The organism is Ruegeria sp. BH6 (assembly GCF_056538105.1).
In genome coordinates, this window is the sequence record NZ_JBQFSR010000001.1 from 387,189 (window position 1) to 408,251 (window position 21,063).

Below are 21,063 nucleotides of genomic sequence, written 5' to 3' on the forward strand. Positions count from 1 at the left end.
CCGACAAAGTCTGTCGCAGACAGAGCGGCCAGCCCCCGACCTTCGGGGCTTGCTTGTGATAGAGCAAGCTCCGGAGGATCAGATGGCAGACACAAAAACTCGTAGGCGTCGTGGTGGTGGACGTGCCGGGGCCGCTGAACGCAGAGGTACTGCGGTAATCGACCAGATGCCGTGGAGCCCGCCAATCAACATCGACCGCCCGACTGAACCGTTGGATCAGGACGGGATCGAGGCGATCCATGAAGGGGCCATGCGCATCCTCGAAGAGATCGGGATCGAGTTCTACAACGAAGAAGCCAAAGGCATTCTGCGCGAGGCAGGGTGTACGGTCGAGGGCGACAATGTTCGCATGGGCCGGGACTTTGTCATGGAGATGGTGGGCAAAGCCCCTTCAAGCTTTACGATTACTCCGCGAAATACGGACCGCACGATTGAGATCGGCGGAAAGAACATGGTGTTCGGCAACGTATCATCGCCGCCGAATTACTGGGATATGGAGATCGGTACCAAGGTTCCCGGCAATCGAGATATGTGCCGCAACCTGTTGAAACTGACGCAATATTTCAATTGCATTCACTTTGCGGGCGGGTATCCGGTTGAACCCGTCGATATACATGCCAGTGTCCGGCACCTGGATGTGCTTTATGACAAGCTGACCCTGACCGACAAGGCGATGCATGCCTATTGCCTCGGGAAGGAACGGGTCGAAGATGTGATGGAGATGGTCCGCATCGCTGGCGGGCTGAGCCACGAGGAATTCGAGGCAACGCCTCGGATGTATTCCAACATCAACTCGACCTCACCGCTGAAACACGACCACCCGATGATTGACGGTTGCTTGCGTTTGGCGCGGCGGGGGCAGGCGATTGTTGTGACGCCGTTCACGTTGGCTGGTGCAATGGCTCCGGTAACGATGGCGGGGGCTGTAGCGCAATCGCTGGCCGAAGCCTTGTGCGCAATCGCTCTGTTCCAATACGTGCGCCCAGGGATTCCCTGCGTAATCGGGACGTTCACATCCAATGTGGATATGAAGTCAGGCGCACCTGCCTTTGGTACACCGGAATACATGCGTTCCACCCAGATGACTGGGCAAATGGCACGGTTCTACAACCTGCCGATGCGGTCGTCGGGGGTGTGTGCCGCAAACGTGCCCGATGGCCAATCGGTTTGGGAGACCTCGAACTCTCTGTGGGCGTCCGTTCAGTCGGGTACCAATATGGTATACCACGCAGCAGGTTGGCTTGAGGGAGGGTTGATCGCCAGCCCCGAGAAATTCATCATGGACTGTGAAATATTGCAGCAAATTCAGCGCTATATGCAGCCTGAAATTACCGCGACCGGTCCAGATGAAATCGCGTTGGATGCGATCCGGTCGGTGGGCAATGACGGCCATTTCTTTGGTATTCAGCACACGCAGGACCGCTACACCACCGCGTTCTATCAACCCTTCCTGAGTGATTGGAAGAACTTCGAGGGCTGGAATGTTGCGGGTGGCATTTGGACGGCGGAGCGGGCCCATCACATGTTCAAAGAGATCATCACCAGCTTTGAACCACCGGCGCTGGATGATGCGATCCGGGATGAGCTTGCCGACTTTGTCGCCCGTCGCAAAGCCGAAGGTGGGGCGCCGACGGATTTCTAGTTCCCTGTCAAAGACTTCCACTGTGATATTTCTTCAGATTGTTGGAATCCAACGTCCTATCTTGGGGGTTTGTTAAGGAATCACGAGCCAGATTGGAGAAGTAACCAATCTGGGGCATTTTATGCATGGTCTGATCAATCGGGCGGTACAATCCTTCGTATGCGCTACCTACGGGCAGACGTGCTGGTTGCACGTGACCGAGATGGCTGAGCTGGGATTTACCGAGTTCGAGGCCATGCTCGTCTACGATGACGACATGACTGCCCGGGTTTTGGACACACTGTGCGGCGAACTAAAGCGCCCACGTGCCGAAATACTCGAGGATTTGGGAACATATCTGGTGTCTCACCCGAATATGGAGGATCTGCGCCGTCTGCTGCGCTTTGGCGGCGTCACTTATGTAGAGTTCCTGCATTCCCTGGATGACTTGTCCGACCGTGTCCGTTTGGCAGTTTCCGACCTTTGCCTGCCAATGTTGGAGTTTATTGAGGTGAGCCCAACAGAATATCAATTGTATTGTCATCCCGGATTGGCCGGATATTCCAGCGTTATGGTCGGGGTTTTGCGCGCCATGGCCGACGATTACGGTGCCTTGGCCATGTTGTCCCATGACGGGCAAGAGGGCGAGGCCGAAGTCATCTCAGTCGTACTTGTGGAAAGCGCTTTTGCCGAAGGGCGTCATTTCGATCTTGGGGCGCGCAAATCATGATGGATACTGGCGATCTGGGTTCTTTGCTGGAAACACTATGTCCAATGTTCGTTCTGGTGAGCGAAACTGGGCGGATAATACGCGTAGGGCCGACGTTGCAGAAACTTCGCCCGGATCAACCGATAGAGGGGAAAGAATTTCTGGACGTATTCGAGTTGATACGCCCGCGCGCTGTCACAACCCTTTCGGCGCTGATGTCGTTGGCTGGCGCAAAACTGCACCTGAAACTCCATGATACGCCACGAACGGCGTTGAAGGGATTGATTGCCCCACTGCCCAACGGAAAAGGCGCAGTAATTAACCTGTCCTTCGGCATTTCAATTTTGGATGCTGTACGTGATTATGCGCTGACCAGTGCGGACTTTTCTGGCACCGACCTTGCGATCGAACTGCTGTACCTGGTCGAGGCTAAATCGGCCGCGATGGAGGCTTCGCGGTCGCTTAACCTGCGGCTGCAAGGGGCGATGTTGGCCGCCGAAGAACAAGCCTTTACCGATATGCTGACCGGGTTAAAGAACCGTCGGGCCATGGACGTGGTTCTGGGCCATCTGACATCCGGGAATTCGCCTTTCGCCCTGATGCATCTGGATTTGGATTTCTTCAAGTCGGTCAATGATCAATATGGGCACGCAGCGGGGGATCACGTGTTGCAGCAGGCCGCACGGATCATGGTAGAGGAAACCCGCAACGATGACACAGTGGCTCGCATTGGCGGGGATGAGTTCGTTATTATCTTTAAGGGTTTGATGGATGAATCTGTCCTCTCAGCAATTGCGTCACGTCTTATTGACCGGCTGCAAAAACCAATGGTGTTCGAGAAAAACCCCTGTCGGATATCAGCCAGTATCGGGACCGCGTTGTCCACGCAGTTTTCGCCCCCCAAATCTGCGGAAATTCTGAACGCGGCTGATTTGGCGCTGTATGAGGCGAAGAGGAAAGGCAGATCTCGGCATTGCTTATACTCGACACTGGTGGGGCGTCGGCAAGGCGACCCGGCATCCGGGGTTCGTTTGGATTAAAATCGCGCGGACCCGGCTTAGATGCGATCAAGCCTAATCGAACACACGGCTCAGAGTGTTTGCAATATGGCGCTTGATCGGTGGCAGCTCTCCGACAACTGGCATGAGTTGTCCTTTGAACGTGGCTTCAGCCAACTCTTGCGGCAGGTCCTCAAGAACGTGACCGCCGGTGCAGGCAAAATAGGGCAGGCAAATAGCTTGCTCCGACAAACCTGACGCGGCCTCGGAGATGGAAGGGGGTTCTTCGACAAAACCCACACGAATGGACCTGAATGCCAGATATTTTTCTAACGTGCTGGCGAAAGCAAGGGCAACGGCAGACGGGTTGCGACTGCGACCTGAGCCATGAGCCGCCACAACGAGATCCGTTTCCTGCGCCGTCCACTGGTTTTCCACCAACCTGTCGCGCAGCGCCCCGGCCACAAGTTCTGGTAGGTCAGGGTCGACACCAAGCGGGTCCAGAATGCGTAGATTTCGCCCGGCAAGGCGTTTGGGTAGGGCGCTGGTGACAAACCACCCTTTTGCCATGAACAGCGGGTAAATCACTGCGTCATCTGTCAGCTTTGAAACGCGCTCTTCGAATATACCCGGTGCCGCCAGCGTTGCCGACCGCACAGTCACCTTTGCGCACAGTACGTCGACCTCGGCGGCATACTCGGCTAAGACCTGTTCGGCCGGGGTCGGGTCCGACGGTTGGCCATGGGCGACGATAAGGGCGTGGTGCATTCGAATTGTCCTGTTAGCTTTACCGATAGGTGCGTCCCGCCGCGCCAGAGTCAATCCAAACTAAGGTGCCATCAACCTAAAAGTGTCAGCCAGAACCAGACCGTCAGAATCGAGGTCGCCGTTCCAATCAAAACGGATGAGGCTGCCACCCGTTTTGCGTGTCCGTACATGTTGGCAAATATATAAGCGTTGAAGCCGGGCGCCATCGCCGCTGTGAGAACGCCCGAGCGGAACAAATCCTGAGGCAGACCAGCAGAGGTCCCAAACAGCCAAACCAGGGCGGGGTGCAGGATTAATGAAATGCAGCAGACATAGGCAATCGCGCGCAGATCGCCCTCGGGCTTGTATTTGACCAGAACTCCGCCCAGCGCAAACAGGGCGCCGGGCAGGGCGGCACGAGTAATAAGGCCAAGCGCTTCGTCCAAAACTGAAGGTACGCCAACTCCTGAAAGGTTAACGATAAATCCCAGTGCGATACCGAGGATCAGCGCATTGCGGAACATTGCCGACATCACCGACCGGATCATGCGCGTGCCGCCATTCCCCCGGTTTCGGACAACTTCCATCACCGTGATGCCGATGGCATAGCAAAATGGCGCATGGAAGGCGATGATGGCGTAGTTCCCGTCCAAATTCTCGGACCCAAAGGCGCGTTCCGTGATCGGAAGGCCCAGCAGAACCGAGTTCGAGAACAAACAGCAAAAGCCGATGGCGACGCAATCTTCCCACTCGCGGTGAAAGATCAGGCGGGCGCCGAACAACCCGGCGGTGAAACACAGGGCTGCGGCGGCATAAAAGCTGCCCAGCAGCCGGGGATCGAAACTGGCGCTCAGATCCAGATGTGCGATGGCCAGAAACAGCAGGCAGGGAATCGCGAAGCCCTGAGTGAATTTCATCAACCCTTCGACATGGGCTTCTTTGAAATACCCCAGACGGGTCGCGGTGTATCCGGCACCGATCACAAGAAATACCGGCAGGATAACTTCGATCAGAGTTTGCAGCATCCAACCGCCCCAGAGTGTTTCGCGGGCTGCAACGGCAGTGCCCTATAAATCCTGATGGATCACCATACCGTCATAGGCAGGGGTGATGTGATCGGCGGTTTCGGCGTCAACCGTGACATAGTCGAGGTCGATATGCATGTTGGTTAGAACCGCTCGTTTGGGTTTCAGCTGCTCGATCCATTCCAACGTTTTATCCAGATGGGCGTGTGTGGGATGAGGGCTGCGGCGCAGGGCGTCAATGACCAGACAGTCCAGCCCTTCCATCATAGGCCAAGCGTCGTCATAAAGTTCGGCGACGTCCGGCAGATACACCAGCTTACCCATCCGAAAACCCAAAGAATCGATCGAGCCATGATTGACCTTGAAGGGGTGAAACGGGATCGAACCGCCGGGGCCGTCGATTTCGAACGGGCCGTCGATGGATTTCAAGTCAAGGATCGGCGGATAGGGAGAGCCTTCGGGTTGGATGAAGGCATACCCAAACCGCCCCAGCAGGGCGTTCTGCGTATCACCGTCGGCCCAGACCGATACTCTCTCGCGCATGTTATAGACGATCATGCGCAGGTCATCGATGCCGTGGACGTGATCGGCATGGGAATGAGTATAAACCACGCCATCCAAACGCCCTGTTCCAGTACTCAGCAATTGGCTGCGCATGTCGGGGGTGGTGTCGATCAGCACTGTGGTCGTGCCATCCGGCCCGTCACGTTCAACCAGCATCGAACAGCGGCGGCGAATATTCTTGGGGTTCTGCGGATCGCAATCCCCCCAATGCCCGCCCAGTCGCGGTACGCCGCCGGACGAGCCGCAGCCAAGGATGGTGCAGCGCAGTTGGGTCATGCAGCCGCCTTGTAGGTTGCGGCCTTGGTGAACAGACGGTCGAAATTGGCCTGCGTCTGGGCAGCGAAATCGGCATAGTCCAACCCGAACACTTCGGCCCCTTTATGGGCGGTGTGGGCGGTATAGGCCGGTTCGTTACGTTTACCGCGATAAGGCGGCGGGGCCAGATAGGGGGCGTCAGTTTCCACCAGAACGCGGTCGACCGGCGCGGCGGCGAAGATATCGCGCAATTCCTGGCTTTTTGGGAAGGCGGCGATGCCGGACATGGACAGGTAGAAACCCAGATCCAGCGCGGCGCGGGCCAGTTCCGCCGAGGATGAGAAACAGTGCATTACGCAGGAATAGGGCGCATTGCGGTGTTCCTCGGCCAGAATGCGCGCCATGTCATCATCAGCTGCGCGGGCGTGGATAATCAGCGGTAGACCGGTGTGCTGGGCGGCCTCGATATGAACGCGCAGCGATTGCTTTTGCACCGAGGCTGAGTCAGCGGTGTAGTGGTAATCCAGACCGGTTTCGCCGATGCCGACAAATTTCGGGTGCCGGGACAGCGCGATCAGTTCGTCGACCGTGGCCATCGGCTCATCCGCGGCGCTCATGGGATGGGTGCCTGCGGCATAGAAGATCGGCGCGTGTGCCTCGGCAATGGCACGAATGGTGGGTTCGTTGCGCAAGCGGGTGCAGATCGTGACCATGCGGGTCACGCCTGCCTCGGCGGCATTGGCGATGATCTGGTCCAGCTGCCCCTCAAAATCGGGGAAGTCCAGATGGCAATGGCTGTCGGTGATCTGGGGGGTGTCGCTCATCTGCTCTGACCGGCGGTTTCCTGTATCTTGAACACCGTATCTAGGACCAGAGCGGCAGGGTCAAGGTTCACCGCCTGACCATGGCGCGCGCGGGCCGTGATTGTCGCCGCAACCTCGGCCCATTGACGGGCCTGATGCGGAGATGGGGACAAACGTGACAGCGTTTCCGCCTCATTCGGCGCAGCCGCGGGTAGTGGCGGCGCACCGGTTGCACCGGTCAGCGCAAGGCGCGACAGGACGACGTCGATCAGGGTCAGCAGCAGTTCGAACCGCTCTGCCGCGCCGCGTTGGGCAGCGGCTTCGGCCAAAGCCAACGCGCGCTGGCGATCCATGCGGGGCAGAGTGCCGAGAATGGCGATCAGTTCAGCATAGATCTCTAACCCACCCAGATTGATCAACCGCACCGCATCGCCGACCGACCCGGCGGCCAGCGCTGCCAAATGGTCGGTCTGCGCGGGCAGGTCCGCACCCGTTTGCACGAGGGCGGCTTGCATATCCTCAGGCCCAAGTGGAGAAAGGCGCAGGGTTCGACAACGGGATCGGATCGTTGGCAACAGGCGTGACGGCTGGTGCGAAACCAACAGTAATGTCGTGCGCGCAGGTGGCTCTTCGAGCATTTTAAGCAGGGCATTAGCCGCACTGACATTCATCTCATCCGCTGAATCGACGATTACGACACGCCGCCCGCCATCGGCCGAGGACAGACCGAAGAATTTCCCCAGCTTGCGAATATCATCAACGACGATTTCGTTCCGCAACCGCCCCTGATCATTCACGGATCGGGTGATGGCGGCCAGCCCCGGCTCGGCCCCGGCCAGTATGCGGTGTGCGACCGGATGTTCGGGATCAATCGCAAGGGTTTCAGGTGGCGGAGGGGCACCGAACAGCCCATCCTCTTCCACCGGCGGCGTTGCCAGCAAAAACCGTGCAATCCGCCAGGCCAGGGTTGCCTTGCCCACCCCGCGCGGGCCAGTCAAAAGCCAGCCGTGGTGCAGCCGGTCCGAGGTGTAGGCGCTCAGAAATGCCTGTTCAGCCGCGGCTTGCCCAAACAGTTGCTGGGTTTCGCGCGGGTGCGGAGCACCAGGGGCCTGATCCGGGGTTGGGGTATCGTCGCTCATATATCGTCAGTCACAAAGCTTGCAGAACGATATCTGTCACATCCTGTGCAACGCTGTCCATGTCGCGGTTGCCGTCAATCACGCGGAAGCGGTCCGGAAACTCATCGGCCAGCGCCAGAAATCCGGCGCGCATCTTTTGCTGCAGATCGATGCCGAAATCTTCGAACCGTTCTTCTTTGCCCTGTCGCCCCTTGGCGCGGGCCAGACCGGTTTGTGGGTCCATGTCGATCAGCAGTGTCAGATCGGGTTCGCGCCCGATCACCAAGCTGTGCAATTGATCAACCACCCCGCGCAAATCGCCGCGAGACAGGCCCTGATACATGCGAGTGCTATCGGCAAAACGGTCACAGATGACCACTTTGCCCGCGGCCAAGGCAGGTTCAATGGTACGCTCCAAATGATCCCGCCGCGCGGCAGTGAACAACAGCAATTCCGTTTCGGCCGACCAGCGGTCGGGGTCGCCTTCCAAAACCAGGCGGCGGATTTCTTCGGCCCCGACCGAGCCACCGGGTTCGCGCGTCAGCACGACCTCATGACCAAGGTCGCGCAAACGCTCGGCAAGCATGCGCGCCTGCGAAGATTTGCCTGATCCGTCAATGCCTTCGAAGGTCAGAAACAACCCAGGATTTGTCACAATGCATCCAGTGGATTGCCGATCACTTCGGTCAGAAAGATACCGCCCACGGTCATCATACGCACCACGAAGCCTCCGGCCGGGACGCTTTCAGACGCCACCAATGGGCGGCGGATTTCCGGCAATCCTTCCGGTTTGATAACCAGCTCAGCCAGTTGTTGGCCCTTTTCAATTGGCGCGTTGACCGGCCCGTCATAGACAACCTCGGCCTCGATATTCTTGTCACCCAGAACTGGGAACAGCAGCGACAGGTCCTCTTCCGGGACCAGACCCACGGTCTTTTGCGCGCCCATCCAGATCTTGGCCTCGGCTATTGGCGTGTCCGCGTTGGCAACTGTCCTCTCGACAAAATTTCGAAACGACCAGTTAACCACGGCCTCAGCCTCCTCTGCTCGTTTGCCGGTGCTGTCGAGACCTGAGAGTACAAAAATCACCCGACGGTCACCCTGTTTGGCCGACCCGACAAGGCCATACCCGGCCTCTTGCGTGTGGCCGGTCTTCAGACCGTCGGCACCGATCCCCAGCTTGAGCAGCGGGTTGCGGTTGCGTTTGTTCGACGGCGCGCGGCCATCGAATTCAAACTCTTCCTCGGCGAACAGGGGGTAGTATTCCGGGAAATCCGAAATCAGATGACTTGCCAACACAGCCAGGTCATGGGTGGACATCATATGACCGGCAGCGGGCCAGCCGTTCGAGTTGGCAAAGTTGGAATTGTTCATGCCCATTTGCTGCGCACGTTGCGTCATGTATCGGGCAAACCCAGCCTCGGTTCCGTCAGGGCTGAGCGCCTCGGCGATCACCACGCAAGCGTCGTTGCCCGACAGTACGATAATGCCGCGCAACAGGTCCTCGACCCGGACGCGGTCCTGCGTGTTCAGGAACATGGTTGAGCCGCCATAGCTCATGGCGTGTTCTGAAACCGGCAGTGTTTCATCCAATGTCAGGCGGCCATCGCGCAGTGCCTCGAACGCCACGTAAAGCGTCATAAGCTTGGACATAGAGGCAGGCGGTAGGGGCAGGTCGGCCTCTTTGGACAGTAGAACCGTACCTGTGGTCTGATCTACCACATATGCCGCGCGGGCTGTTGTATCAAAGGCTTGGGCGGGCAGGGCAAACACAGCCAGCCCAAGGGTCAAAACGGATGATCGCAGTGAGGACAGCACGAGGGGCCTCCTTTGTTTCAATTCTTGACAGAGAACGCGTCGGAAAACCCAAGGTCTCTGACGTCGCTTTGCAATGCGTTGCGTTCCGAGCGGGTTTTTGCGGGGCCAACCAGCACGCGCCAGACCGTTTTGTCGTCGGTCTTCAGCTCGCGAACATTGGCAGTCATCCCGTTCCGCTCAATTTTTTGCGCCGCGCTCTTGGCATTGGCTTCGACATTGAAGGTTCCAACCTGAACAAACGGCTTGGTCAGAGATCGTGGTGCTGGATCCTGAGCCGCCAGAGCAGGCGCGCTTACCGGGGTGGGGTCGGCCGCTTCAATCGCGGCTGCAGCACCTGCAACGGGGTCAAGCGGCGTTTCAGTGATCTCGTTAGGATCTTTCTTTTGCCACCACTTCCGTTTGGCCGGTTTGTCCTTGGGTGGGGTGACTTCGGGGTCAGACAGAGAGGGGGCCGCGGTGGGCTGAGTTGCGGTTTCTACCACTTCTCCCACCGCATCAGCGGTTGCCTCAGCTGCGGTGTCGCTTGTTGCCGCCGCGGTAGCTCCGGCTGCGCCTGCTGCGGCAACCGGTTCCTTCTTTTGCCACCACTTCCGTTTGGCTGGCTTTTCCTCGGGCGAGGTGACTTCGGGGTCAGATTGAGTAGGTGACGCTGTTGCCTGAGCTGCGGTTTCAACCACGTCTTCCGAGGCATCGGCGGTTGCTTCAGCTGCGGCGTCGCCTGTTGCCGCTGCAGCGGCTCCGGCTGCTCCTGCTGCGGCAACCGTTTCCTTCTTTTGCCACCATTTCCGCTTTGTGGGCTTTTCGGCATCTGCCGTAGCCGTTTCTATGGCTGCGTCTTTTGATATTGCTTCATCGGTGACCGATTTATTCTCGGTTGTCGCGGTTTCTTCGGGCTTGGGTTCTTCTTTTTCTACGGGTTTGCGCCGCAGGGCAGTAACCTGAACCTTGGTCGGCGCACCCGCAAGGATACCCAGCTTGCCAGCGGCCGCAGAGGACAGTTGTAAAGCCGGGCCGGGCAGGTTTCTTTCCCGCCGGAACAAGGCGCCATTCACAGATTTGTTGTTTTTCGGATTCTTGATGACAACGCGTTCGGGTTGGGTCACATCCGGGTGGGCAACCCAGATACCGCCCAAGGACGGACGCCCATCCCACAGCGCGGCCTCGGTCACATTGAAGGCCTCTGGCGCTTCGACCGTTGCGCCTGATTTGTCTGAATGACCGGGAAACAGTTCGACGGTACCGCTGGTCTGGGTGCCGTCACTTGGTGCGTCCGACAATGCTTCCTCGGTCGACAGTGTCTCGTCACACCCCGCCAGAATTGCCAATGTCACGGCCAGCACCGCCCACGATCGCGGTTTTACGCGTGTCTCAGTCGCTCGCTTCATTTTGTCATCCCTTGCCTGAAGGGGTCTCGTTTCCTGAACCCCGCCGCCAATTGCCGGTTCTGTCTTGCCGGTCTGTTACGGTCTTTCCTGCAAAGCATAACGTGGGTGAGGTGTCATGGAAAGACCACTGCACATGCTTAGGCGAGAATTCCCTATTTGCTCTTGCCACCGATTTCAGTTGGCCTTAGACCCAGCCCCACGCGGGGAGGTGGCAGAGTGGTCGAATGCGGCGGTCTTGAAAACCGTTGGGCGTGAGAGCGTCCCCAGGGTTCGAATCCCTGTCTCCCCGCCACTCATACCTGTCTCACTTCAGTTTTGTTTTCTGGCCCGGAATTGTGCCGCAATTCCCGCGCGTTGGCGCATGCGCTTTCAATCAGAGACGGAGCAGACTGTACATTCAGAGGACAACTCAGGCGCCAGTCTCAGTGTCGCATTTTGGCGGGGTCGCTTTGAGCCAGATTTCCCTGATACCCGGCAATTTACAGGGAATTTCTGCAAAACAAGTCTGGAACCCGAGATTTCAGATGTCACAATTCTATATTTTCCAATAGCTTATGATGAAAATTCCCTAAAAAGTGGAACAGGGAATTTTCTCGCAAGAACAGGGGGTCTTGTCAGAAGAACTTTGCTTGAGCAGGGTAGGGGTGTTGCGTAGCTTTTGCCCATCACCAGACCCGCCTCTTTCAAATACTTCAAAACCAATCCCGAGATTATCCGCTTGGCGGTGATGCTGTACATCCGTTTCCCGCTCTCGCTTAGGAATGTCGAAGATCTGCTGCACGAACGCGGGATCGACGTGAGCCACGAAACTGTCCGGTATTGGTGGAACAGGTTTGGCCCGATGTTTGCTGCTGAGATAAGGCGGAATCGTGTTCAGCAGCTGCGCTCGTTCTCCAAATGGCAGTGGCACGTTGACGAGGTTTTCGTGAAGGTAAATGGTAAGCGGCATTATCTTTGGCGGGCCGTTGATCATGAGGGCGAAGTGCTGGAAGCCGTCGTTACCAAACGCCGAAACAAGCAGGCGGCATTGAAATTCCTCAAGAAATTGATGAAGCGGCACGGTAAAGCGGAAAACGTCGTCACGGATCGCTTCGCATCGTGTCGGGCCGCTCTCAGAGAGCTCGGCGCTGCCGAAAAACAGCAGACGGGAAGGTGGCTCAATAACCGCGTCGAGAATTCACACCTTCCTTTCCGACGACGCGAACGCGCCATGCAACGGTTCAGGCGCATGCGAAGTCTACAGAAATTCGTCTCGGTCCACTCCTCTGTCTACAACCACTTCAACCAAGAAGGATCGCTCGCAAGCCGAGATACCTTCAAGCTGACCCGCGCCGCCGCTCTTAGCGAGTGACGTCAACTTTGTTCCGGATAGGTTTGCGGTTTCCGCGGCAAACTGAGACTGGTTAGAATTCGTCTGACAGCACTCCTTGCAGACTCTTGAAGTCAAATGGCTTACTATGGGGCAATCGTGCATTAGGGCTTAAAATTTATGCGCAATAGGAACCTTCAATATGAATAGGAGATTGTCTACGATCTTGGCCGCTGATGTTGTCGGTTATTCCACTCGAATGCGTGAAGATGAAGTCGACACGATAAATCGTGTTACCCTGTTAAACGAGTTAATCGGAACTGTTGCGTCCACGCACAATGGGCGGGTCTTCAACCGCGCGGGTGATGGCTTTCTTTTGGAGTTTTCTAGCCCGGTGGCGGCTGTTCGCTGTGCTTACAACTTACAACTTCAACTCGCTGCACCAGTAACCAAGCGAGAGATTGGACTAGAAATCAGGGTTGGGGTCCATCTTGCCGATGTCGTAGTAGATGGCGACGATTTGCTTGGCGATGGGGTAAATGTAGCAAGTCGTATTGAGTCTGAAGCCGAGCCGGGTATGGTCCTCGTAAGTAATGCTGTGTTCGATCACGCCAAGCGGTCGGCCCAGCTCAAATTTGAGAACAAGGGCACCCGAAAGCTTAAAAATATTTCCGAACCAATTACGGTCTACGCTGTTGCAGGCGAGCTTGGCACGCACAGTTGCGGAACCGCCCTTATCGAGGACAGTAGCCTTCCCTACGTGGCGGAACTTCAAAAGTCCACCAACTCAATTGTTGTGCTTCCCTTCAAGAACATGAGCAATGATCCCGAGCAGGAGTATTTTTCCGATGGCCTGACGGAAGACATCATTACAGAGTTGTCCCGGTTCCCTGACATTCTCACGATCTCCAGGAATACTAGTTTTGGGTTAAAAGGGGTTGCGGCGGACGCTCGTGAACTTGGACAGAAACTCGGCGTGCGTTTCTGTCTTGAGGGCGGGGTTCGCAAGCTGGGAAATCGCATACGGATCAACGCCTATCTGACGGATGCAGTGTCAGGCGAACAGCTTTGGGCAGAGCGGGCGGATTGCAATCTGGAGGATCTTTTCGATTTCCAAGATGACCTTGTTGCCAAAATCGTCGCTAGTGTGGCTGGCCAGATCGAACGGCAAATGGAAGCCACGGCACAGCGCAAACGTCCGGGTGACCTGGAAGCCTATGAATGTTTAATCCGCGGTTTGTACTATCACCGGATTGGTGGAGTCACAAAGGAGAATGCACAGGAAGCAGTTCATTGGTTTGACGAAGCGCTGAAACGAGATCCAGGATATGGTCGAGTTCATGCGTGGAGGGCATGCGCTGTCGCTACAGTAGCAGAATGGACCGGTGAAGATGTATGGGATGAGTTGGTCGAAGCAGGGAACCTAGCTGTCGAGCTGGATGAAACGGACGCTGAAAGCCATCGAATTGCCGGTTCCTTGGCGCTCTATGTTCGTGACTTTGAACGGGCTAAGTTCCACTTCAATCGCGCTCTGGAGTTAAACCCCAATCACGCGTTCATTGTCGGACGAACCGGTGAACTCCATAACTTTCTCGGAGATGGAAAGACTGCTCTTGAGTACCAAAAACGTGCAAAGATGCTTGATCCCTTTTTGCCCGAATATTGCCGCGAACTAGAGGCAATTGCCTACTATGTCATGCATGATTTTGAGGCTTGTTTTAACACCGTGGATGAATTTGCGAGGCTCACTCGGCGGGCGGCAGCTTATCGGACTGCGGCCGCAACTCACTTGAATAATGACTGCAAGCTTGAACGAGCAGTTCGCGATTTGTTGCTTCACGATCCGGACTTTAGACCTTCTACATTCATTCAAACTGAATACTTCAAAGATCGCGAGATATCTAAAAGATTGAAAGCCGAATTGAGGAGCGCTATGGCGACAACCTCACTTCGCCTCGCTGGTTGAGTACACAATTTGCTAACTTAAAAATTGAGGATTAACGCGTCTTCTCTGTGTAAGAAAAGGTCTTGGATCGCCGGAGTCTAACGACCACTTTGTCCGCAAAGCAGTCGTACGAGCAACTAGCAGCGAATGGCCGCTTCGAGCCCATAGTGACTGCTGCTGCGCGATCAACCGACGGCGGCTACGCGGTCAAAACTGACATTCCGGTCTACTGTATGTGGTCGTCATTTTCCTGCAAAAGATTACCTGAGCGGACCTACCTACCGTTCGCCGGGTATCAGAAAGCCGAAACAGAACTCACATTTTTTTGGCATGTGATCTGTTCACAAAACAGAAGAAACGACTCCCAACGTTTATCGGGAGCCGCATTTGCTGAATAGGAGGGTCTTTGGAAAATCAGACGTGTCCACCACCGATCAAGCCGATACCTGAAGTCAGACCGAACCAAGCTTTAACCCGCAGACCGACTGCCTTGATGATACCCATAGCCTGGATCCCATGGGCAACAAGTGTTCCTTCCATGTCACCTTCAAATTTGGTGGTGTAGGATTGGACGATGCAACCACTACCTGGCACCAAAAGTTCGCGGTGTTCTGGGTGCACCAGATCGAGATGCACAACGATCTGACCCCGTTTTGCCTTTTCACTCGGCTCAATCAGGCGACCGCTAGGCGCGAGCTGACCCGAAGAAATCTGCTCCTGAATACGTACGATCCTTGCAGGAAGAACGGTGTTGCGCATCGAGATGTTGAAGTTGCTTTCGCATGCCACCTCTGCGGCCATACCTTCGTACAGTTCGGTGCGAGAAACCTGTGAGAAGCCGGCTACGACGCGTCCTTTCTCTACATCTTTTCGGTCGGGTACAATCAGCATGGCGGGGCTCATTGCGGCTTGCGCTGCGCGTGAACCAACATTCAGGGTAACTTGTTCAACTACACCATCGACAGAGCTGCGCGTCAGGGTCTTTGAGAGTTCCACCTGAGCCTGCTGTAACGATGCACGCGCCGATGCAAGTTGGGCGGGCAGAACAGCCGTCGCCTGAACTTGCGCTACACCAAGTTGCGTTTCAGCAGCCTCAACCTCAGCTTCCCGAGTGCTCAAAGTTGCTTGAGCGCGCTCCAGCTGGCTCACTTGAAATGCCGCAGAGCCCTTTGCTTGAAGTGCCTCGTGATCCATCAGCACCAGCTCAGCCTGTTCTCTAGCGGTAACTGCGGCATCCACCACGGCCTGCGCGGTCTGGACCTGCAACTCAGCGGCCAGTTTCGCGCTTTCAATCTCTTCAACTTTGCGCATCGCAAAATCTACAGCGGCTTGTTCCGACGCATTCTCGACTGCAAACAGCGGATCGCCCGGTTCGACACGATCGCCGCCCTTTACATAGATGTCCGTAACGGTTCCGCCGTTCTCGGCGACGACCGGAACAGTTCTGAATGGCACGAGGCCGGTGTAGGACTTGGGATAGTAGTAGAATACAGCAAAGAACACGATCAGGGCGAGAACGAACCACATGAAGAGCGCTCGGTGAACATTGTAGAGGGTGACCGGTAGCCCGCGCCATTTCAGGTAAATCACGCGCAGGACAAACGGAAAAGAGGTTACTAGAAGCTCAATCATTTTGCCAACTCCTCTTTCGATGGACGCCACCACAACATGAAGTCGCGAGCGATTGCGGTCAGGATTAAGGCACCCGGCAGTAGACTGCTGAAGTGGCTCAGGGCAGGCATCAGCTCATACGCCAAGGCGACAGTGAGCATTGTCGGAATAGTTGTGCGCAGCGGAGTGCCGATTGACTTGTGTTCGGTGTAACGTTCAAAGCGCGCGTACAGATGTACGACCAGCAGGATCGCAAGGGCGAGAACGACCAAGCCTACCCATGCATAGGTGTCGGTTTGGTTGGGCGCGACCCACCATCTGGGATCGCCGCCAGCGGCAAAGGCCGGAGTTGAAATGACGCCAACTAAGGGCGCCATCAGGAACGCGGGTGGTTTCATGTTTCAGTCCTTTTGTTACGCAGCCACGCTGCGCATGTAGATTTTCAGTGTTTGGAGAACGTCAATTCTCGGTTGGTTGTTGTGCGGGTTCTGTGGGCTGTTCCTGCGGGGCGTAGGGTGGATCCCAACGACGTCCGTTCGGTGTTTTCTCGCCAAGTGGCGAACTGCGCAGACCGTGGATGTTCCCCCCGGACCACTCTTGCTTGGCGGAGTTTTGGATTGCCTTCAGTACGCGGTAGTACCTTGCGAAGTAGATCATGGTCGTTTCCTTTCTGATGACCCGGACCTAACCGTCGTCGCGCCTGCAATCCTGAGGGTTCTGGACATTTGTTGTTGGCTTCTGGACAATTGCTGTGACTGCCGGGAGTTGCGTGCCATTCAGGGGAGGACGTGAAAGTGCCACGCATCAGCACTTACAGACTGCGAAACGTCGGGCTGCGTTATTCTCAAGAACCCGGCGCGCGCATTCCGTTTCCCGAAGTCCTGGAAATGGCGGGGGCACCCGTTGATATCGGCGATAGCCCCGACGCAACTGTCGAGCTGCTACATGAGGCGGGCGCAGTTGAAACTGCCTGCCGGGTTTTGGAAGACAAAACTTTTGCCGCGCGCGTTGGGCTTTCGGCGCAAGGTCCCGGAACGCTTTTGGCTTACATCGTTCGTGCAGCCGAAACGATCGAAGACGCGCTGGCGCTTACGCAACGTTTTTACGCAATGCAAGACCCTGACTTGAGTCTGGACGTGGTGGGGGCGCCCGACGAGCCAAGGATCACTCTGGAGAGCAATGTAATCCCGGCACATCAATATCCTCGTCATCGCGAAATGCTGATATTCGGCCTTTTTAAGCGAGTTCAACAAATCACCTCTGGCAGGCTTGCCCCGATCTCTATCGAGTTGGAAACGGACGACGACGAGCACTGCCGGCGGCTGGCCGAATTGGCGGGATGTGAAGTCGTAGGCTTCAAGTCTGGATACGCCTTGGCCCTGCCCACAAACGGCATGAGTTTTAAGATACCAACGGCAGACCCCACCTTATTGGGACATTTACGAAGGCACGGAGAAGAGCAACTGAAGGCGCAGCCTGATGCAGTCCGTAGTCTGTCCGACCGCATAATGGATATGCTCGGCGAACGTCTTCCCGGACCGATACCAAACGGCGACGATATAGCCGGAGAACTTGGCCTGACGCGTCGGACCATGACACGGCACCTGTCGGCCGAGGGAACAAGCTTTAAGGCTCTTCTGGAAGGTGTGCTGTGCGACCTGTCCAAACGCATGCTGCGTAGCGGTGAGGGTGTTGCCCGTGTTGCCTTCATGCTTGGATTTGCGGATCAGGCCGCCTTTTCGGTGGCGTTCAAGCGCTGGACAGGTGAAACGCCTGCCAGATTCCGTAAAGCTGGCCGCTAGAGGGACTGGCACCGGGGATCGAAAGATGTCCAAGATCCACAAAACCTTGTCCCGTCTCCAAAAGAAAGCGGGCCATCGGGTCACCTAGTTCAATGGCACACAGCAGCCACGGTGGTTGCTAACCCAGAACAAGGATGAACCCTATGAAGACCTCGAAGAAATTCATTATCGCCCCGATCTCAAGCGCACTTCTGATCACCATGGCGGCAACAGCTCATGCTGACTACGTCACCGACAAGGCGATCAAGGGTGCAGTTGTCGGCGCCACTGTCGCCGGCATCGCAGGCGAAAGCATCGTAGGTGGCGCGGCCGCTGGTGCCGCAGTCGGAGCCGTAGGCGGCGCGATCCAAAAGGACAATTTCGAAGACGCGCAGGACGAAGCCCAGGAGCGTCGCGACGACTTTAAAGAAGAACACAAAGACTGGAACGACTAAGACACCACCCCCAGTGAAGCAAACAAGGAGAAACACAACCGAACAAACCCGACCGGTCAGCATGCGCTGTTAGCATCCAGACGCAGTTTGACTGACCATCCCGCACAGAACTCGCACAGTTTCTGATAGGTTGCCATCCAGCTCACAAACGAGCCGGGTGGCAACTTTGTTTTGAGCCCTCGAACGCAATTGTTTCCTGAAGGTGCGGTTTCAACTTTCAGCCTCAGTCCCAGCCAATGGGAACTGGGTTTTGTCCAAAACCCAAAAACAACCGTCCAGAACCCAAATGAACTGAAACAGGCAACAACCCAAATCCGGCTCATCTGAATGACATCGACGAGCTGGCAGCCGAGGTACTTCTGTTCACTGCCGCACTTTGCAACCCAATGCCAAAGGAAACGGCAATGAACTTATTCGCAAACTTTGACGCAGAGACTCTGGCACGCATCCAGTTTGCCTTTACTGTGTCGTTTCACATCATCTTCCCGGCCTTTTCTATCGGCTTGGCAAGCTTCTTGGCCGTTCTCAATGGCCTCTGGCTATGGCGCAATGACAGGACTTACCTCAACCTGTTCAACTACTGGAAAAAGATCTTCGCAGTTGGTTTTGCGATGGGTGTCGTGTCCGGCATCGTGATGTCGTACCAATTCGGTACGAATTGGAGCACATTCTCGGACACCGCAGGCCCTGTAATCGGGCCCTTGATGGCTTACGAGGTCATGTCAGCCTTTTTCCTGGAGGCAGGCTTCCTCGGCATTATGCTTTTCGGTCGCGAACGCGTCGGTCCGAGCTTGCACATGATGGCCACAGCGATGGTCGCTCTTGGCACTCTGATATCGGCTACGTGGATCTTGTCAGTCAATTCCTGGATGCAAACCCCAGCTGGGTTTGACATCAACGAACTGGGGCAGTTCATTCCCGATGACTGGTGGTCGATTGTCTTCAATCCGTCCTTCCCCTACCGCCTGACGCACATGGTTCTTGCCGCCTATCTCACCACTGCTTTTGTGGTGGCCGGGGTTGCGGCGTGGCATTTGCTGCGGCGCAATCGCACGGCTGAGATCACTCGAATGTTCTCGATGGCAATGTGGATGGCCGTTCTAACCACCCCTCTGCAGATCGTTGCCGGCGACCTTCATGGTTTGAATACGCTGGAGCATCAGCCGCAGAAAGTGATGGCGATGGAAGGTCACTTTGACAGCCACCCCGAAGGTGCACCGCTAATCCTGTTCGGCATTCCAAACGAAGATGAAAAGCGCGTGGACTACGCCATCGAAATCCCGAAACTATCATCGCTGATCCTGAAACATGACCCCAACGCGCCGCTTGACGGGCTGGACACTATCCCCGATGACGAAGAACCCCCGGTCGCGATCGTATTCTACAGCTTCCGCATCATGCTCGCCATCGGCTTTGCCATGCTGGGTATCGGCTTGTGGTCGCTTGTTCAGCGGGTTCGCGGCCGTCTCAACGACGATCGCTGGTTGCAGAGGACATCCGTTCTATTGGCACCCAGCGGGTTTGTCGCGGTACTGGGCGGTTGGATCACCACCGAAGTGGGGCGCCAGCCGTACACAGTTTACGGGCTGATGCGGACATCGGACTCACTCTCACAAGTGGATGCACCTTCTGTTGCCGCGTCTTTGATAGCGTTCATCGTAGTGTATTTCGCCGTGTTCGGAGCGGGCACGTTCTACATGCTGCGCCTCATGGGCAAAGCACCCGCCGAAGGTCCTCGGGAAAATTACAGAACTATTGAAATCCCGACTATGGCGGAGGCGGCGTAATGCTTGAACTCTCGACAATCTGGGCAGGCATAATAGCGTTTGCCGTTTTAACCTACGTGATCCTGGACGGTTTCGATCTTGGAATTGGAATCCTCTTTCCATTCGCGAAAACCGACAAAGATCGGGATGTTATGATGAACTCAGTCACTCCGGTATGGGACGGGAACGAAACCTGGCTGGTCATGGGCGGCGGAGGTTTGTTCGCTGTTTTCCCGCTGGCTTATTCCGTGGTGATGCCCGCGATCTATTTGCCCGTTATCATCATGCTTCTTGCGCTTGTTTTCCGCGGTGTCGCCTTCGAATACCGGTGGCGAACGGTGCGTGGGCGCTGGCTGTGGGATGTCGCGTTTCACGGCGGTTCAACCGTGGCTGCCTTCTGCCAAGGCATCACGCTTGGCGCGCTGGTCCAGGGCATTCCGGTCGAAGATCGGCTGTACGCAGGTGCACAGTGGGATTGGCTGACGCCGTTCTCTGTCCTATCGGGTGTGGCCTTGGTGATCGGGTATGCCTTGCTGGGCGCGACCTGGCTCAATATGAAAACAACGGGCGGAATACAGCACCAGATGCGTTCCTATGCACGTCCACTGATGCTCATGACGCTCGGGTTGATTGGCCTCGTCAGTCTTTTGACCCCGTTCCAAGATCCGATCTATCTGATCAGATGGTTTTCGTGGCCCGGTGTAGTTTTCTCTGTGTGTGTGCCGGCTGTTGTTGCTCTCATTGCTTGGATGCTTCATCGCGGCCTGAAGACACAGCGCGACTATCAGCCCTTCTTCTGCGCCATTGCCTTGTTCGTCGTGTGCTTCATTGGCATTGGGATCAGTTTCTATCCCTATATGCTACCCCCAAGTCTCACGATTGCCGAAGCCGCAGCACCTGACAGCAGTTTGGCTTTCGCTCTGGTCGGAGCCGTCATTCTGCTGCCTGTGATCCTTGCTTACACCGCCTACACGTACTGGGTATTCCGCGGAAAGATCGATCCAGAGGAGAGCTTCCATTGAAACTGATAAAGCAAGTTTTCTGGTTCAGCGCGATATGGTTCGGCAGCGTCTTGTGCCTAGCCAATGTCGCTTACGTAATCAGGTTGTTCATCACCTGAAATTGCAAAGATACCAATGCTCGCGCGTCGGCA

At 56.2% G+C, this 21,063-nt stretch carries 20 protein-coding genes and 1 tRNA gene; 11 read left to right on the plus strand and 10 right to left on the minus strand.

The features are described 5' to 3' along the window. Positions 1–82: 82 nt before the first annotated feature. The 3 genes from ACR0B8_RS01955 to ACR0B8_RS01965 all read left to right on the plus strand — a co-directional run bounded on the left by ACR0B8_RS01955 (position 83) and on the right by ACR0B8_RS01965 (position 3,370). Positions 83–1,642: a trimethylamine methyltransferase family protein gene (locus ACR0B8_RS01955; protein ID WP_170348182.1), complete on the plus strand. Its 1,560-nt coding sequence runs from the start codon at positions 83–85 to the stop codon at positions 1,640–1,642. A gap of 121 nt (positions 1,643–1,763) precedes the next feature. Next, a complete protein-coding gene (locus tag ACR0B8_RS01960; protein ID WP_170360132.1) occupies positions 1,764–2,351 on the plus strand; it encodes a heme NO-binding domain-containing protein in 588 nt (195 codons plus the stop codon). Beyond that, on the plus strand, positions 2,348–3,370 hold the full coding sequence (locus tag ACR0B8_RS01965; protein ID WP_170360130.1) for a GGDEF domain-containing protein: 1,023 nt from the start codon (positions 2,348–2,350) through the stop codon (positions 3,368–3,370). The genes ACR0B8_RS01960 and ACR0B8_RS01965 overlap by 4 nt, the downstream gene beginning before the upstream one ends. A 33-nt stretch (positions 3,371–3,403) precedes the next feature. On the opposite strand, the gene ACR0B8_RS01970 is transcribed toward ACR0B8_RS01965, so the two are convergent. From ACR0B8_RS01970 to ACR0B8_RS02005, 8 genes are all read right to left on the minus strand, one after another. Beyond that, positions 3,404–4,096, minus strand: a complete 693-nt coding sequence (locus ACR0B8_RS01970) for a CbiX/SirB N-terminal domain-containing protein (RefSeq protein ID WP_170360128.1) — start codon at positions 4,094–4,096, stop codon at positions 3,404–3,406. 71 nt (positions 4,097–4,167) lie between these two features. Then, positions 4,168–5,100 carry an AEC family transporter gene (locus ACR0B8_RS01975; protein WP_170360126.1) on the minus strand — a complete coding sequence of 311 codons (933 nt, stop codon included), beginning with the start codon at positions 5,098–5,100 and terminating at the stop codon, positions 4,168–4,170. Positions 5,101–5,142: 42 nt separating this feature from the next. Continuing rightward, positions 5,143–5,940 (minus strand): MBL fold metallo-hydrolase, encoded by a 798-nt coding sequence (locus ACR0B8_RS01980; protein ID WP_170348187.1) that lies wholly within the window; start codon positions 5,938–5,940, stop codon positions 5,143–5,145. After that, on the minus strand, positions 5,937–6,743 hold the full coding sequence (locus tag ACR0B8_RS01985) for a TatD family hydrolase (protein ID WP_170348188.1): 807 nt from the start codon (positions 6,741–6,743) through the stop codon (positions 5,937–5,939). Before ACR0B8_RS01985 ends, ACR0B8_RS01980 begins: the two co-directional genes overlap by 4 nt. Next, a complete protein-coding gene (locus ACR0B8_RS01990; RefSeq protein ID WP_170395789.1) occupies positions 6,740–7,861 on the minus strand; it encodes a DNA polymerase III subunit delta' in 1,122 nt (373 codons plus the stop codon). Before ACR0B8_RS01990 ends, ACR0B8_RS01985 begins: the two co-directional genes overlap by 4 nt. A 10-nt stretch (positions 7,862–7,871) precedes the next feature. Then, positions 7,872–8,495, minus strand: a complete 624-nt coding sequence (gene tmk, locus ACR0B8_RS01995; RefSeq protein ID WP_226688662.1) for a dTMP kinase — start codon at positions 8,493–8,495, stop codon at positions 7,872–7,874. Next, complete coding sequence (locus ACR0B8_RS02000; protein ID WP_226688661.1) at positions 8,492–9,658, minus strand: D-alanyl-D-alanine carboxypeptidase family protein; 1,167 nt, start codon at positions 9,656–9,658, stop codon at positions 8,492–8,494. Before ACR0B8_RS02000 ends, tmk begins: the two co-directional genes overlap by 4 nt. Before the next feature lie 17 nt (positions 9,659–9,675). Next, positions 9,676–11,043, minus strand: coding sequence for an SPOR domain-containing protein (locus ACR0B8_RS02005; protein ID WP_319003454.1), 1,368 nt, complete (start codon positions 11,041–11,043; stop codon positions 9,676–9,678). Between the two features lie 202 nt (positions 11,044–11,245). Between ACR0B8_RS02005 and ACR0B8_RS02010 the strand changes: the two genes are divergently transcribed. The 3 genes from ACR0B8_RS02010 to ACR0B8_RS02020 all read left to right on the plus strand — a co-directional run bounded on the left by ACR0B8_RS02010 (position 11,246) and on the right by ACR0B8_RS02020 (position 14,318). Next, positions 11,246–11,335: transfer RNA gene (locus ACR0B8_RS02010), tRNA-Ser, on the plus strand. A gap of 372 nt (positions 11,336–11,707) precedes the next feature. Then, positions 11,708–12,394 (plus strand): IS6 family transposase, encoded by a 687-nt coding sequence (locus tag ACR0B8_RS02015; RefSeq protein WP_226688812.1) that lies wholly within the window; start codon positions 11,708–11,710, stop codon positions 12,392–12,394. A 184-nt stretch (positions 12,395–12,578) separates the two neighbouring features. Beyond that, a complete protein-coding gene (locus ACR0B8_RS02020) occupies positions 12,579–14,318 on the plus strand; it encodes an adenylate/guanylate cyclase domain-containing protein (RefSeq protein ID WP_264187097.1) in 1,740 nt (579 codons plus the stop codon). A 393-nt stretch (positions 14,319–14,711) separates the two neighbouring features. Here ACR0B8_RS02020 and ACR0B8_RS02025 read toward each other — a convergent pair whose 3' ends face one another. Beyond that, positions 14,712–15,929, minus strand: coding sequence for an HlyD family secretion protein (locus tag ACR0B8_RS02025; RefSeq protein WP_226688659.1), 1,218 nt, complete (start codon positions 15,927–15,929; stop codon positions 14,712–14,714). After that, a complete protein-coding gene (locus ACR0B8_RS02030) occupies positions 15,926–16,306 on the minus strand; it encodes a hypothetical protein (protein ID WP_170347760.1) in 381 nt (126 codons plus the stop codon). The genes ACR0B8_RS02025 and ACR0B8_RS02030 overlap by 4 nt, the downstream gene beginning before the upstream one ends. Before the next feature lie 396 nt (positions 16,307–16,702). Here ACR0B8_RS02030 and ACR0B8_RS02035 point away from each other — a divergent pair, with 396 nt between their 5' ends. The 5 genes from ACR0B8_RS02035 to ACR0B8_RS02055 all read left to right on the plus strand — a co-directional run bounded on the left by ACR0B8_RS02035 (position 16,703) and on the right by ACR0B8_RS02055 (position 21,030). Further along, positions 16,703–17,710 carry a helix-turn-helix domain-containing protein gene (locus ACR0B8_RS02035; RefSeq protein WP_226688658.1) on the plus strand — a complete coding sequence of 336 codons (1,008 nt, stop codon included), beginning with the start codon at positions 16,703–16,705 and terminating at the stop codon, positions 17,708–17,710. Positions 17,711–17,853: 143 nt separating this feature from the next. After that, positions 17,854–18,144 (plus strand): hypothetical protein, encoded by a 291-nt coding sequence (locus ACR0B8_RS02040; RefSeq protein WP_226688657.1) that lies wholly within the window; start codon positions 17,854–17,856, stop codon positions 18,142–18,144. A gap of 404 nt (positions 18,145–18,548) precedes the next feature. Beyond that, positions 18,549–19,931 (plus strand): cytochrome ubiquinol oxidase subunit I, encoded by a 1,383-nt coding sequence (locus tag ACR0B8_RS02045; protein WP_226688656.1) that lies wholly within the window; start codon positions 18,549–18,551, stop codon positions 19,929–19,931. After that, on the plus strand, positions 19,931–20,932 hold the full coding sequence (cydB, locus tag ACR0B8_RS02050; RefSeq protein ID WP_170374659.1) for a cytochrome d ubiquinol oxidase subunit II: 1,002 nt from the start codon (positions 19,931–19,933) through the stop codon (positions 20,930–20,932). Before ACR0B8_RS02045 ends, cydB begins: the two co-directional genes overlap by 1 nt. After that, positions 20,929–21,030 (plus strand): DUF2474 family protein, encoded by a 102-nt coding sequence (locus ACR0B8_RS02055; protein ID WP_170362893.1) that lies wholly within the window; start codon positions 20,929–20,931, stop codon positions 21,028–21,030. Before cydB ends, ACR0B8_RS02055 begins: the two co-directional genes overlap by 4 nt. Positions 21,031–21,063: the final 33 nt, after the last annotated feature.

Bases quoted from the DNA above. Each gene is read 5' to 3' on its own strand.
- ACR0B8_RS01980 (WP_170348187.1), bottom strand. From the start codon at position 5,940: ATGACCCAACTGCGCTGCACCATCCTTGGCTGCGGCTCGTCCGGCGGC.
- ACR0B8_RS02030 (WP_170347760.1), bottom strand. From the start codon at position 16,306: ATGAAACCACCCGCGTTCCTGATGGCGCCCTTAGTTGGCGTCATTTCA.
- ACR0B8_RS01965 (WP_170360130.1), top strand. From the start codon at position 2,348: ATGATGGATACTGGCGATCTGGGTTCTTTGCTGGAAACACTATGTCCA.
- ACR0B8_RS01985 (WP_170348188.1), bottom strand. From the start codon at position 6,743: ATGAGCGACACCCCCCAGATCACCGACAGCCATTGCCATCTGGACTTC.
- ACR0B8_RS01960 (WP_170360132.1), top strand. From the start codon at position 1,764: ATGCATGGTCTGATCAATCGGGCGGTACAATCCTTCGTATGCGCTACC.
- cydB (WP_170374659.1), top strand. From the start codon at position 19,931: ATGCTTGAACTCTCGACAATCTGGGCAGGCATAATAGCGTTTGCCGTT.
- ACR0B8_RS01990 (WP_170395789.1), bottom strand. From the start codon at position 7,861: ATGAGCGACGATACCCCAACCCCGGATCAGGCCCCTGGTGCTCCGCAC.
- ACR0B8_RS01975 (WP_170360126.1), bottom strand. From the start codon at position 5,100: ATGCTGCAAACTCTGATCGAAGTTATCCTGCCGGTATTTCTTGTGATC.
- ACR0B8_RS02025 (WP_226688659.1), bottom strand. From the start codon at position 15,929: ATGATTGAGCTTCTAGTAACCTCTTTTCCGTTTGTCCTGCGCGTGATT.
- ACR0B8_RS01955 (WP_170348182.1), top strand. From the start codon at position 83: ATGGCAGACACAAAAACTCGTAGGCGTCGTGGTGGTGGACGTGCCGGG.
- ACR0B8_RS02005 (WP_319003454.1), bottom strand. From the start codon at position 11,043: ATGAAGCGAGCGACTGAGACACGCGTAAAACCGCGATCGTGGGCGGTG.
- ACR0B8_RS01970 (WP_170360128.1), bottom strand. From the start codon at position 4,096: ATGCACCACGCCCTTATCGTCGCCCATGGCCAACCGTCGGACCCGACC.
- ACR0B8_RS02045 (WP_226688656.1), top strand. From the start codon at position 18,549: ATGAACTTATTCGCAAACTTTGACGCAGAGACTCTGGCACGCATCCAG.
- ACR0B8_RS02040 (WP_226688657.1), top strand. From the start codon at position 17,854: ATGAAGACCTCGAAGAAATTCATTATCGCCCCGATCTCAAGCGCACTT.